At 64.6% G+C, this 12,005-nt stretch carries 14 protein-coding genes and 1 tRNA gene; 9 read left to right on the forward strand and 6 right to left on the reverse strand.

Annotation, left to right across the window (positions count from 1 at the left end):
* The first annotated feature begins 23 nt into the window (after window positions 1-23).
* The 3 genes from NV382_RS00735 (at window position 24) to NV382_RS00745 (ending at window position 1,695) form a co-directional block, all read left to right on the forward strand.
* Window positions 24-623: a hypothetical protein gene (locus NV382_RS00735; protein ID WP_260598656.1), complete on the forward strand. Its 600-nt coding sequence runs from the start codon at window positions 24-26 to the stop codon at window positions 621-623.
* Window positions 624-703: 80 nt separating this feature from the next.
* Window positions 704-991, forward strand: coding sequence for a hypothetical protein (locus tag NV382_RS00740; RefSeq protein ID WP_260598657.1), 288 nt, complete (start codon window positions 704-706; stop codon window positions 989-991).
* Between the two features lie 152 nt (window positions 992-1,143).
* A complete protein-coding gene (locus tag NV382_RS00745; protein ID WP_260598658.1) occupies window positions 1,144-1,695 on the forward strand; it encodes a hypothetical protein in 552 nt (183 codons plus the stop codon).
* A 333-nt stretch (window positions 1,696-2,028) separates the two neighbouring features.
* Here NV382_RS00745 and NV382_RS00750 read toward each other — a convergent pair whose 3' ends face one another.
* A complete protein-coding gene (locus NV382_RS00750) occupies window positions 2,029-2,214 on the reverse strand; it encodes a hypothetical protein (protein WP_260598659.1) in 186 nt (61 codons plus the stop codon).
* Window positions 2,215-2,237: 23 nt separating this feature from the next.
* On the reverse strand, window positions 2,238-2,411 hold the full coding sequence (locus NV382_RS00755; RefSeq protein WP_260598660.1) for a hypothetical protein: 174 nt from the start codon (window positions 2,409-2,411) through the stop codon (window positions 2,238-2,240).
* 160 nt (window positions 2,412-2,571) lie between these two features.
* Between NV382_RS00755 and NV382_RS00760 the strand changes: the two genes are divergently transcribed.
* The 6 genes from NV382_RS00760 to NV382_RS19610 all read left to right on the forward strand — a co-directional run bounded on the left by NV382_RS00760 (window position 2,572) and on the right by NV382_RS19610 (window position 8,325).
* Window positions 2,572-2,656: transfer RNA gene (locus tag NV382_RS00760), tRNA-Leu, on the forward strand.
* Between the two features lie 63 nt (window positions 2,657-2,719).
* Complete coding sequence (gene tig, locus NV382_RS00765; RefSeq protein ID WP_260598661.1) at window positions 2,720-4,423, forward strand: trigger factor; 1,704 nt, start codon at window positions 2,720-2,722, stop codon at window positions 4,421-4,423.
* A 109-nt stretch (window positions 4,424-4,532) separates the two neighbouring features.
* On the forward strand, window positions 4,533-5,471 hold the full coding sequence (locus NV382_RS00770) for a glycosyltransferase family 2 protein (protein ID WP_260598662.1): 939 nt from the start codon (window positions 4,533-4,535) through the stop codon (window positions 5,469-5,471).
* Window positions 5,472-5,570: 99 nt separating this feature from the next.
* Window positions 5,571-6,263 (forward strand): ATP-dependent Clp protease proteolytic subunit, encoded by a 693-nt coding sequence (locus NV382_RS00775; protein ID WP_260598663.1) that lies wholly within the window; start codon window positions 5,571-5,573, stop codon window positions 6,261-6,263.
* A gap of 87 nt (window positions 6,264-6,350) precedes the next feature.
* On the forward strand, window positions 6,351-7,613 hold the full coding sequence (gene clpX, locus NV382_RS00780; RefSeq protein ID WP_260598664.1) for an ATP-dependent Clp protease ATP-binding subunit ClpX: 1,263 nt from the start codon (window positions 6,351-6,353) through the stop codon (window positions 7,611-7,613).
* 340 nt (window positions 7,614-7,953) lie between these two features.
* Entirely contained in the window at window positions 7,954-8,325 is a 372-nt protein-coding gene (locus tag NV382_RS19610) for a GNAT family N-acetyltransferase (protein WP_335342360.1), read from the forward strand.
* Window positions 8,326-8,370: 45 nt separating this feature from the next.
* Here the strand turns inward: NV382_RS19610 and NV382_RS00790 are convergent, their stop codons facing one another.
* The 4 genes from NV382_RS00790 to NV382_RS00805 form a co-directional block, all read right to left on the reverse strand.
* Window positions 8,371-8,712 carry a hypothetical protein gene (locus NV382_RS00790; RefSeq protein ID WP_260598666.1) on the reverse strand — a complete coding sequence of 114 codons (342 nt, stop codon included), beginning with the start codon at window positions 8,710-8,712 and terminating at the stop codon, window positions 8,371-8,373.
* A gap of 711 nt (window positions 8,713-9,423) precedes the next feature.
* On the reverse strand, window positions 9,424-10,065 hold the full coding sequence (locus tag NV382_RS00795) for a hypothetical protein (protein ID WP_260598667.1): 642 nt from the start codon (window positions 10,063-10,065) through the stop codon (window positions 9,424-9,426).
* On the reverse strand, window positions 10,065-10,325 hold the full coding sequence (locus NV382_RS00800; protein WP_260598668.1) for a hypothetical protein: 261 nt from the start codon (window positions 10,323-10,325) through the stop codon (window positions 10,065-10,067). Before NV382_RS00800 ends, NV382_RS00795 begins: the two co-directional genes overlap by 1 nt.
* The gene (locus NV382_RS00805) at window positions 10,298-11,983 is read right to left on the reverse strand and encodes a M1 family metallopeptidase (protein ID WP_260598669.1); all 1,686 of its coding nucleotides are present in this window, start codon (window positions 11,981-11,983) and stop codon (window positions 10,298-10,300) included. Before NV382_RS00805 ends, NV382_RS00800 begins: the two co-directional genes overlap by 28 nt.
* Between the last annotated feature and the right edge of the window lie 22 nt (window positions 11,984-12,005).

Genomic DNA, 12,005 nt, shown 5'->3' on the forward strand with positions numbered 1-12,005 from the left:
ATACGCGGCATTGGGGGGATCTGATGCCGCGCTTTGTGTTTGCGCCTGCTTTGGCAGTGTTGCTGTCGATACATGCAGTGCCGGTGGTGCATGGTAAAACCGTCGTTTCGTCGGCATCAGTCGATCCTTCGACCTCCGGCCAGGTCTCCTCCCCGGTGATCGTCAGCGACATCCGCGTGAACATCGACCCGACGATCAAGATCGGCAGCGTGCGCTCCGGCATGGTCTGTGCACCCAATGGCGACCTGAAGTGGCATCAGATTGCCATGCCGCGCGATGAACAGATTCGCGCGGCGATCGCGGCTCGTTTGTCCGCGGCCGGCCGCGCGGTGCAAGCTGGCGGCGATGTCGCGAACGCATCGGCCGCCGCCAAGACGGTCGTCCGCCTCAGCATCGATGGTGCCGCCATGTCGCTGTGTACGGCGTGGATGGGGCTGGGCAAGGCGCCCAAGGCCAAGGGTACGATCAGGTTGACCTGGCATGTAAAGCCGCCGTCGAGTGCAGAACGGTCGCAGACTTCGGAAGAAAAGCTGGTGTTCGATCATCGCGATCCGCGTGTCGATGCGACCGTAATTCTCGATGCGATCGCCGCCTCGACGGTCGAACACCTGTCAGCCGTTTGAAGATCAAGTGATGTGAAGGCGAATCCATCTCTCCTGCATGCTTTCGATCTGGTAGGCACCGTTCAAGGGGGACTTACGTCATGATTCGTCACACGATTACTGCCGCTCTTGTGCTGCTGCCGGTGCCGACTGCTGCGTCTGACAAGGAGGAGAAGAACAGCCTCACGCACGGCATGGTGCAGATGAACGTCAAGGTTGGCGTCACGACCGAGGCCGAGATCATCGAGGCGTTCGGTGCGCCCAACATCACCACGCTCGATGGCTCGGGCCAGGAAATGTGGGTCTATGATCGCCAGGCGACGGTCAGTTACGACAAATCGTCCGGTTTCTCGATCGGTCTGCTGCTAGGGGCGGCGGCGGTGGCGTAGGGGGCGGCGGCGGCCTGGGCTTCGGATCGAAGAAGTCGAATTCCAGCCAGTCTAGCCGGACGATGACGCTGATCATCAAGTTCGATGCGAACCGCGTCGTCAGCGATTTCAGAAGCCGTAGCAGCTCGTTCTAATTTAACAGGGGGAAAGTCGTGAACAAGTATCTGTTAGCGTCCGTTTGCCTTGGCCTGATGGCCGCGCCGCATGCGATTGCGAAGAAGGCCCCGGAATTGTCGCCATTGGCGTTGCAGCAGCTGCAGGCACGTGATCTGGAAACGACCAAGGAGCAGGCCTTTGGTGCCGTGATGTCGGTACTGCAGGATTCCGGTTACCGCATCCAGGCAGCGGACAAGGATACCGGCCTGATCACGGGCGTCGCCTCCACCAAGGGCAAGCTGACCTACAATCTGTTCACCGGCTTTGGTAAATCGAAGAAGTCGCCGATCGTGTCTGCCTTCATCGAACAGCGCACGCCCAAGCTGGCCCGCGTTCGCCTGAGCTTCGTGATGGGCAAGGTCAGCTCCAACGCCTATGGCGCAGGCGTACAGGACGAAGAGCCGATCCTTGATCCGGCGGTGTATCAAAAGGCGTTCGAACAGATCAATCAAACGCTGTTCATCCGCGCCGGCATGGATGCCCCGGCAGCAACTGCCGCCTCCGCCCAGGCGCCGATCGCCACCACCGCCGGTACGGTCAAACCCTGACTGAGTGGACGCGGCCGGCCACTTACACCGTAGGTGCGGCCAAGCTCTCTACCGTCACCCCGGACTTGTTCGGCGGTTGTACCCTTCGAACAAGTAACTCGCCGTCATCCCCGCGTAGGCGGGGATCCATATACTCGAACGTCTGCATTTCAGCCGCTAAGCCTGCCACTATGGATCCCCGCCTTCGCGGGGATGACGATCCATGTCTCAAAGGGATAGTTGCCGAATTGTTCCGCGGGCCGCCAGGCGGCTTGCGACTAGGATAGTGCCTTGAGCGTAAGGCTTGCGGTAGGGCGGACCCCGGAACAAGTCCGGGGTAACGGCAAGCGCTCCTTACTGGTCGTTGCCTTCCTGGTTCTTGACCACGCCACCGGCGCCGCCTTCGCCGCCTACGCCCTCCAGCTCGTCGGGTGGGCCGCCTTCGCCGCGCTCCACCGCGTCCTTGCGGGCTTCTACCATCTGCTCGAGATCGCTGCGGCCATCTTCATCGGCGCCGTTCGGGGTCGTCTGGTCGATCATGGGTCGTTCCTTGAATAGTCGGGTCAGGAAAAGGCAGTGCCGCCGACCGGCTGGCCGGGTGCGATATCGGGCGTGGTGGCCGGCGACGGATCGGGAATGTCGATGTCCGGCTGCGTCGGCGGCAGCTCGGATGGCGCGGGGTCCGGCTGGGCGGGCTGGCTCGGCTGCGGGGGAAGCTCGGTGGGCGTGCTGGCCATGATCATTCTCCTTGTCTGCCTGTTCCAACGCGCGAGGGCGGGGGCGGTTGCCGGGCTTGTGCCGGGGCCGTCCCGCTATGCCATGATGCGGCATGCGCAACTTGGCTTGCCCCGACCATGATGATTGGTATAGACGCCGCCGACCTGCGGTGTCCTAAGTGCGGGCGTGGCGGAACTGGTAGACGCGCTTGGTTTAGGTCCAAGTATCGCAAGATGTGGGGGTTCGAGTCCCTTCGCCCGCACCAGTCCTTCGCGCGATAGCGCGGAGGGAGCCGCAACAAGAAATTCCTGAAAAGGCGTGAGTTGAAATGCAGACTGTCGAGACGTTGAACGAAGGCCTGAAGCGCGCTTACACGCTGAAGATCACCGCCAAGGATATCGACTCGAAGGTCGATGCCGAGCTGAAGCGCGTCGCGCCGCAAGTGCGCATGCCCGGCTTCCGCCCCGGCAAGGTGCCGGCGAACCTGGTGCGCAAGATGCACGGCGAATCGCTGATGCAGGATGCTCTCAACAGCTCGATCCAGGAAGGCGTGCAGCAGCTCATCGCCGAGCAGCGCATCCGTCCTGCGATGCAGCCGTCGGTCAGCCTGGGCGATTATGCGCCGGGCGAGGACGCGGACGTCACGGTCGAGCTGGAAGTGCTCCCCGACGTGCCGACCCCGGCGATCGAAGGCCTGACGCTGGAGCGCCTGACGGTGCCGGCGGACGAGGCCGCGGTGAACGCGCAGCTGCAGAAGTTCGCCGAACAGCAGAAGCGCTTCGAGGATGCGCCTGAGGGCCATGCGGCGGCGGCCGGCGATCTGGTCGAGATGGATTTCGTCGGCAAGGTGAACGATGTCGCCTTCGATGGCGGCACTGGCGAGGACATGTCGGTCGAAATCGGCACGGGTCGTCTCATCCCGGGCTTCGAGGATCAGCTGGTTGGCGTGAAGGCCGGTGACGAGACGCAGATCGAAGTGACGTTCCCGGCCGATTACCAGGTCAAGGAACTGGCCGGCCAGCCCGCCACGTTCGACCTCAAGATCAAGGCCGTGAAGGTCGCCGGCGAGACGGCGATCGACGACACGCTTGCCACGTCGCTCGGGCTCGAGAGCCTGGAGCAGCTGTCGGGTCTTCTGAAGGGCCAGATCGAGCAGGAGCTGAACGGTCTCACGCGTACTTATATGAAGCGCAAGCTGCTCGATCAGCTGGCTGAGGGTCATGATTTCCCCGTGCCGCCGTCGATGGTCGAGGCCGAATTCAGCCAGATCTGGTCGCAGCTCGAGCATGAAGCCAGCCACGAGGAAGATCCCGCCGGCGCGCTCGCCGAGATGGAATCCGAGCGCGACGATTATCGCAAGATCGCCGAGCGTCGCGTGCGCCTGGGGCTGCTCCTGTCGGAAATCGGCCAGGCCAACGGCGTCGAGGTCTCCAACCAGGAAATGCAGCGCCTGATCGCGCAGGCCGCGCAGCAATATGGCCCGGAGGACCGCAAGCGCTTCATGGACTATGTCCAGCAGGAGCCAATGGCCGCCGCCCAGCTGCGTGCGCCGCTCTACGAGGACAAGGTCGTCGACTTCCTGTTCGGCAAGGCCGAGATCAGCGATCGAGAAGTGACTCGCGAAGAGCTGGAAGCGGCGATCGAGTCGGACGAGGGTTTCTCGACCGGTACGCACACGCACGATCACGACAACCACAAGCCAAAGGCGAAGAAGGCTAAGCAGGCCGATGTCGCCGAAGGTGACGCAGCCGCGGTCGACGCTGAAGCCAAGCCCAAGCCGGCCAAGAAGGCCGCTGCCAAGAAGCTGGAAGATGCCGATATCGAGCCGGCGGCACCGGGCGACGACCTCGTCCAGGCCGAGCCGGTGAAGAAGGCCGCGACCCGGAAGGCCAAGACGGCGGCACCTGTCGACGCGGCAACCGAGCTGACCACGTCGTCGCCGGTCGCAGCCGAGGCTGCCGAGGGCACGCAAGCGGCCGACGCACCGGTGAAGAAGCCACGCGCCAAGAAGCCGGCGGCGGATCAGGCCTGATCCCACATCCGTTCGTGCTGAGCTTGTCGAAGCACGTGCCCCGTGCACGCCCTTCGACGAGCTCAGGGGGAACGGATGATGGTGGCACGGCAGAAAAGGGCGGCGGATAGTGTCAAATCCCACCATCGCCGTCCTGCTCCCGTGCTATAACGAGGAAGCCGCCATCGCGCAGACGGTGGCGGCGTTCCGCGCCGCGCTGCCGGCCGCGCGCATCTACGTCTACGATAACAACTCCAGCGATCGCACGATCGAGGTCGCGCGCGGGGCGGGCGCCGCCGTCCGCATCGAGCGTATCCAGGGCAAGGGCGCGGTGGTGCGCCGCATGTTCGCCGATGTCGATGCCGACATCTACGTCATGGCCGATGGCGACGCGACCTACGATGCCTCGGCCGCGCCGGCGCTGATCGCGCGCATGCTGACAGAGCAGCTCGACATGGTCGTCGGCTCGCGCGTCACGCAGGCAAGCGACGCCTATCGCCGCGGCCACCAGATCGGCAACAAGGCAATGACCGGCCTGCTCGCACGGCTGTTCGGGCGCAGCTTCACCGATATCTTCTCGGGCTACCGTGTCTTCTCGCGCCGCTTCGTCAAGAGCTTCCCCGTGCTCTCCGCCGGGTTCGAGATCGAGACCGAGATCAGCGTCCACGCGCTCGAACTGAAGATGCCGGTCGGCGAGATTGAGACCGCCTATGTCGCGCGCCCCGAAGGATCGGTGTCCAAGCTCAGCACCTATTCCGACGGCTTCCGCATCCTGCGCACCATCGTCACGCTCTACCGCATCGAGCGGCCGCTGCTGTTCTTCGGTATCATCGCCGCGGTGCTCGCCGCGATCGCGGTGATCCTCGCTGTGCCGCTGGTCATGACGTATCTGCACACGCACCTCGTGCCGCGCTTCCCGACCGCGATCCTGGTCACGGGGCTCGGCATCCTTGCCGCGCTCAACCTGTTCGCCGGGCTGATCCTCGATACCGTGGTGCGTGGCCGGCGCGAGATGCGGCGGCTGGCCTATCTCGCCTATCCGGCGCCGGGCTCGGGCGACGGGGCTTGAACTCGTTTCGCGCAGCGCCGATGTATTGGCTTCGCCGACGCCGGTGCCGTTCCACCGGCGCTCGACCAGGCATCTGGGGCATAAGGACTGACGACTTTCATGTATAATCCGTTCGAAACCGGCAATTTCGCTCCTCCGGGGTTCCGCACCGATCCGATCACCGGCGGCCTCGTGCCGATCGTGATCGAGCAGTCGAACCGCGGCGAGCGCAGCTTCGACATCTATTCGCGGCTGCTGCGTGAGCGCATCATCTTCATCACCGGCGGCGTCGAGGACCATATGGCCTCGGTCATCACCGCGCAGCTGCTCTTCCTGGAGTCCGAGAACCCCAAGAAGGACATCTTCATGTACATCAACTCGCCGGGCGGCGTCGTCACGGCGGGCATGGCGATCCATGACACGATGCAATATATCCGCCCGCGCGTCGGCACGGTGTGCATCGGCCAGGCCGCCTCGATGGGCAGCTTCCTGCTCGCCGCCGGCGAACCCGGCATGCGCGTCGCGCTGACCAATTCGCGCATCATGATCCACCAGCCGTCGGGCGGGGCACAGGGCATGGCCAGCGACATCCAGATCCAGGCGCAGGAAATCCAGCGCATCAAGAACCGGATGAATGCGCTCTACGCCCAGTATACCGGCAAGCCGATCGAGGAGATCGAGCGCGCCATGGACCGCGACACCTTCCTCGAAGCGGAAGAGGCCAAGGCGTTCGGCCTGATCGACGAAGTGTTCGACAAGCGCCCCGCGGTGATCGACGAAACCGGTGGCACGCCGGTTCTGCCGGCTTCTTAAGGCGTTATTGCTATTGTAGGATCGAAGGCGGGCGGCCTATCATGGCCGCCCGCACTAGCGCGCGTATCGGCGCGAAGGATGGATTGAATGACGAAGTTGAGCGGCGGCGATTCGAAAAGCACCCTGTATTGCTCGTTCTGCGGCAAGTCGCAGCACGAGGTGCGCAAGCTGATCGCCGGCCCGACCGTGTTCATCTGCGATGAATGCGTCGAGCTGTGCAACGATATCATCCGCGAGGAAACCAAGTCCGCCTTGGTCTCCAAGAAGGATGGCGGCGTGCCCACCCCGCAGGAAATCTGCGACGTGCTCGACGATTACGTGATCGGCCAGAAGCGCGCCAAGCGCGTGCTGTCGGTGGCGGTGCACAACCATTACAAGCGCCTCAACCACGGCCAGAAGGGTGCCGATGTCGAGCTCGCCAAGAGCAACATCCTGCTCGTCGGCCCGACCGGTTGCGGCAAGACGTTGCTGGCGCAGACGCTGGCGCGCATCCTCGACGTGCCGTTCACCATGGCCGATGCGACGACGCTGACCGAAGCGGGCTATGTCGGCGAGGATGTTGAGAACATCATCCTCAAGCTGCTCCAGGCCTCCGACTACAACGTCGAACGGGCGCAGCGCGGCATCGTCTATATCGACGAGATCGACAAGATCAGCCGCAAGGCCGAGAACCCCTCGATCACGCGCGACGTGTCGGGCGAGGGCGTGCAGCAGGCGTTGCTCAAGCTGATGGAAGGCACCACCGCGAGCGTCCCGCCGCAGGGTGGGCGCAAGCATCCACAGCAGGAATTCCTGCAGGTCGACACGACGAACATCCTGTTCATCTGCGGCGGTGCCTTCTCGGGTCTCGAGAAGATCATCGGCGATCGTCTGCAGGGCAAGTCGATCGGCTTCGGCGCGTACGTTGCGTCGCCGGAAGAGCGTCGTACGGGTGAGACGCTCAAGTCGGTCGAGCCGGAGGATCTGCTCAAGTTCGGGCTGATCCCGGAATTCGTCGGCCGTCTGCCGGTCATCGCGACGCTGGAAGATCTCGACGTGCCGGCCTTGGTGACGATCCTGACCGAGCCGAAGAACGCGCTGGTCAAGCAGTATCAGAAGCTGTTCGATATGGAGGACGTGAAGCTCGGCTTTACCGACGACGCGCTGGTGACGGTGGCCAAGAAGGCGATCGATCGCAAGACCGGCGCCCGCGGCTTGCGCTCGATTCTGGAAAGCATCCTGCTCGACACGATGTTCGATCTGCCGGGCATGGATTCGGTCGACGAAGTGATGATCGACGGCGACGTGATCGAAGGCCGCAAGGAACCGATCCGCGTCTACGCCAAGAAGGAAAAGTCGGGCGCCGCCTGATACCCGCGGACCCCGGCGAATACCGGGGTCCAGTCGGACTTGCTCATGACAAGCTCTCGCTGTCGTTGTATCGGCCTACCGCGCTGGCAGCGTAAATTCGCCGATCGTTGGTTTGCATGAGCGCGAATATTTCTGCCGTTCTTACTGCCGGTTACAACGACCGCGACCACATCACTGCGATGCTTGCGCGCGCTTTCGCCGACGATCCGGCAATGTCTTTCATCTTTCCCGATGCAGCGTTACGGGCCAAGCGACTCCCGCGGTTGTTCCGGTTGATCTACGACGTCGACACTCTAGCCGGCATGCCATTGGTGACCGTCGGCGGCGAGGCCGCGACGTTGTGGCGCGGGCCGGGGCAGGCGCGCATCGGTGGATTGGCGATGCTACGTCAGGCGTTGCCGATGCTCGCTACCTTCGGCAGAGCGCTCCCCCGCGCGCTGGCGGTATCAAGCGCAATCGAGGCGCATTTCCCCTTGGGAATTACTGGTATCTGCACATCGCCGGTTGCGAACCCGCCGCGCAGGGCAGGGGCTATGGCGCAGCTGCGATCCGGTCCGGCCTCGATCGTATTGCTGGCAGCGGCTTGCCGGCCTATCTGGAGACCGCGACCGAAAGCAATCTGGGCCTATACCGCGCGCTCGGCTTCCAGGTGAGTGCCGAGTGGATAGTGCCCGGCGGCGGGCCACGCTTCTGGTCGATGCGCCGGGGCTAATCCGCTCGGTTTCCTCGGTCACGCGCTTCCAGCCCCCCGGGGCCTTCACCCTGCCGTCGCCAGCCGCTCAAGCCACGCCTTGGCCTGTTTCGGCTCCCCCACCGCGCTCGGGCTGGCCACGCCGCGCGATGCGATGAACTCATCGTGCAGCGTGAACGGCGCAAGATCGAGCTGGTCGCGCATCTTGTTGATCGCCGCGGCCAGATCGCCCAGGTCATCGATCAGCGGCGCGAACCTGGCGATACTCTGCTTGTCCGGCCGATGCCCGAACAACCCCCAGCGCCCGGCGGCACAGGTTTCGAGTGCAGCAGCGAGCGTGGCGAGATATTCCGCTTCGAGCTCCGCACGGCGCTGATCGGTTTGGGCAAGTCGGTCGGCTTTGGCCATGGCAATATCCTTCCCAGTCCCCCTGCCACGATCCACCCCCGCCGCCGCGCATAATCGTACCGGCTGCCACCCAGCCTCTTCCGTTCCCCTGCGAAAGCAAGGGGCCAGGGGCCATAGGCCAGGCCATGACGCCGTTCGTGTCGAGCGAAGTCGAGACACCATCCCAGGCGAAGGTGTCTCGATTTCGCCCGACACGAACGGATGAGACGGATCGCTCCAATATCAGCGCTCGCGATCCTAGAGCTTGATAACTTCCTCCCCGTTCGTGCTGAGTAGAGACCGAGTAGCGCAAAGCGCGTATCGAGGGCTCGTATCGAAGCACCTTGAAGCGCGTCACGCCTGTCCTTCGCTACGCCTTCCGACGCGAGAACTCCTTCGCCAACTGAAAACGTCACCCCGGACATGTTCCGGGGTCCACCGTCCCGCATCCTCAACGCTCTGCAGCCCCGCGGCACCGTGGACCCGGGAACACGTCGGCGGTTGTACCGCTCGACCAAGTAATTCGCCGTCATCCCCGCGTAGGCGGGGATCCATATACTCGAACGTCTGCATTTCAGCCGCTAAGCCCGCCACTATGGATCCCCGCCTTCGCGGGGATGACGAGCCTTGTCTGAAAGGGATAGTTGCCGAACAAGTCCGGGGTGACGGGTAGGGAAGCGATCTCATCGTCTCCGCTACGCCGCTCCCCACAAGCGATCACCTCACCCCAAACTAACGAACCAACCCCGCCGGCCAGCGCAGCGCAGCCACCACCCGAGCCACATCGGCATCCGCAGCGACCCCAGCCGGCGAGGTGATGCGGTAGGAAACGAGCCACTTTCCACCCGGCAGGCAGAACAGCCGCGCCTCTTCGCGCACGGGCTGCTCCTTGCCGGCAAACGGCGCCTTGCCGCCCTCATAGACGATCCGCCGCCCGCTCAACGGGCGCGCAGCGGCGGTCGCCTCGATCCGGTCCTCCACCCGCACGGTGACGGTCGGCTCGCGGGCAAGGATGTCGTGCTTCATGCCTTCGAAGGTCGCGGCGCAGCTTTGTTCGGCCATGGCGGCATCGCCCGCCGCCCCGGGCCTCGGCGCGCGCGCCGGATAGACGAAGACGGAAAGATAGGCGACCATGCCGCCATTGCCGGACTCGCCGGCGCGGGTGATCTGATAGCCGATGCCGCTATCCGCACCATCATCGCTGTACCGGACGACCTGATGCCGGATCGCCGATCCGACATGCGCCGGGAACGACATGCCGGTCTGCCGATGGACATAAGGGTCGGCCGGATCGGGCACGTCGCCGCGCTGCGCCGATACCGGGACTGCCGCCGCCATAGCCAGCGCGACCGCGAAAAGCCGGGTGCCCCGCATCACCGCTCGCCCCGCCGCTGCCGCGCGGCCAGCGCCAGCCCCGCGCCGATCTGCACCAGCGCATACAGCCGCCGCCGCCCCGGTCGCTCCCGAAACGGCGCCACCAGCCGCTCGGCGCCCAGCGCTTGCTGGTCCCACAGCTCAACATGGCGCCGCGGCTGGAGCAGCCCGAGCAGCCCGTCGCCGACCATGAAGATCGCCGCCATCTCCGCCGCCCGCGCCGGCCAGAGGTTCACTTCGCCTTTTCGCTTGCCTGCCATGCCTGATACTCCTCGATCGCCCGCGAACGCTTCAACACGCGAGCGAACGGATCGATCACGACTTGCGCACTGGGCACCACGGCCAAGGTGGCATGGCCGCCGCTCATCGCCAGCCGCCGGGTCGTGCCATCCACCTGCACCTCGATCGGCATCGGGAAGGGCAGCCCATCGGGTGCGCGCCATTCAAGCGACAAGGCGCCGCCCGCCCGCGTCTCGATCAGGTCGGGCAAGGCCGCCTTGCGCAGATAGGTATCGAAGAACCAGCCATAATCCTTGCGCGTCACGCGCGCGACCAGCGCCTCGAATTCCATCGTCGAGCCAAAGCGCGGGCGGAAGCCGCCTGGTTTGGGATCGGCGCTGCCGAACACGATCCGCCGTGTGACCTCCTGGAACGCCGCGTCGCCGATCAGCCCGCGCAGCGTGTGCAATATCCAGGAGCCCTTGTAATAGATGTCGGTGCCCGGGCCGCCGGCCTCGTACACCTCCTCCTCGGTGCGGATCCGGCCGGAGACGATCGGCTGTGCGCCGACGATCTTGCTCCGCTGCTGATCGAGCATCGCGGCATAGCGTGCCTCGCCCTCGCGCCAGCGGCCGTAGAGCGGCTGCATGTAACTGGCATAGCCTTCGTGCAGCCAATAATCGTCCCAGTTCGCGGCAGTCAGCTGATTGCCGAAATATTCGTGGGAAAATTCGTGGTGGAACAGCCAGTCGAACCCCTCGGGCGCCTTGGCATAGGCGTTGCCGTAAGCGTTGATCGTCTGGTGCTCCATGCCCTTATAGGGCGTCTCGACCACGCCGACTTTCTCGTCGCCGAACGGGTACGGGCCGACCACGCTCTCGAAGAAGTCGAGCGTCGGCGCGAACTCCGCGAACAATCGCCGCGCGTCCCGTTCCTCGCCGGGCAGGTACCAATAGTGAATCGGGATCGTATTGCCGAAACGGCTCTTGTAGCTCCCGCTTAGCTCCTCATACGGGCCGACGTTCAGCGCGATGCCATAGGTATTGGGCTGCCGTGCGCGCCAATGCCAGGTCGAGCGGCCATCGGGCAACGTCGCGACGCCGATTAGCTTGCCGTTCGATGGTGCCTTCATGCCCGGCGGCACGGTGATGTGCAGATCGACCATGGCCGGCTCGCCCGTCGGAAAATCCAGGCACGGCCAGAACAGGTCGCAGCCATAGCCCTCCGCCGTCGTGCCGAACCACAGCCGTCCGTCCTTCGTTGTCGACCAGACCACGCCATCGTCCCACGGCGCGTTGACCGCGACATGCGGCGTGCCGCCATAGGCGATCCTCGCCACCAGAGTGCCGCCCGCGGCGACCATGCGGGGCAGGGTGATCGTCAGCCGCCCCTCCGGGTTGCGCGAGGCCGATCGCGGCAGCTTGCGCCCGTTGATCGCGATGCTGTCCACCGGCAGGTTGCGGTCGAGATCGATCACCAACAGGCTGAGCGCCGCTTTGACGGTGAAGGTCAGCGTCGCGACGCCCTGCAGCCGTTGCTCGGCCGGCACTATCTCGAACGCCAGATCGGCCGAATCGAACCTCAGCTTGGCCTGATCGGCATCGATCGGCCCGCCCGAGCGCATTGTCTGCGCGGTGAGCGGCGGCTCGCCCTTCTTGACCGGCGCGGCGGCGATCAGCGTCAGCGCGCAGCTCGCCATGACGCTTCGTCCCAACACGTGC

The organism is Sphingomonas endolithica, from assembly GCF_025231525.1.
In the GTDB taxonomy this organism is placed as follows: domain Bacteria; phylum Pseudomonadota; class Alphaproteobacteria; order Sphingomonadales; family Sphingomonadaceae; genus Sphingomonas; species Sphingomonas endolithica.

Bases quoted from the DNA above. Each gene is read 5' to 3' on its own strand.
- tig (WP_260598661.1), top strand. From the start codon at position 2,720: ATGCAGACTGTCGAGACGTTGAACGAAGGCCTGAAGCGCGCTTACACG.
- clpX (WP_260598664.1), top strand. From the start codon at position 6,351: ATGACGAAGTTGAGCGGCGGCGATTCGAAAAGCACCCTGTATTGCTCG.
- NV382_RS00790 (WP_260598666.1), bottom strand. From the start codon at position 8,712: ATGGCCAAAGCCGACCGACTTGCCCAAACCGATCAGCGCCGTGCGGAG.
- NV382_RS00805 (WP_260598669.1), bottom strand. From the start codon at position 11,983: ATGGCGAGCTGCGCGCTGACGCTGATCGCCGCCGCGCCGGTCAAGAAG.
- NV382_RS00750 (WP_260598659.1), bottom strand. From the start codon at position 2,214: ATGATCGACCAGACGACCCCGAACGGCGCCGATGAAGATGGCCGCAGC.
- NV382_RS00740 (WP_260598657.1), top strand. From the start codon at position 704: ATGATTCGTCACACGATTACTGCCGCTCTTGTGCTGCTGCCGGTGCCG.
- NV382_RS00775 (WP_260598663.1), top strand. From the start codon at position 5,571: ATGTATAATCCGTTCGAAACCGGCAATTTCGCTCCTCCGGGGTTCCGC.
- NV382_RS00795 (WP_260598667.1), bottom strand. From the start codon at position 10,065: ATGCGGGGCACCCGGCTTTTCGCGGTCGCGCTGGCTATGGCGGCGGCA.
- NV382_RS00755 (WP_260598660.1), bottom strand. From the start codon at position 2,411: ATGGCCAGCACGCCCACCGAGCTTCCCCCGCAGCCGAGCCAGCCCGCC.
- NV382_RS00800 (WP_260598668.1), bottom strand. From the start codon at position 10,325: ATGGCAGGCAAGCGAAAAGGCGAAGTGAACCTCTGGCCGGCGCGGGCG.
- NV382_RS00735 (WP_260598656.1), top strand. From the start codon at position 24: ATGCCGCGCTTTGTGTTTGCGCCTGCTTTGGCAGTGTTGCTGTCGATA.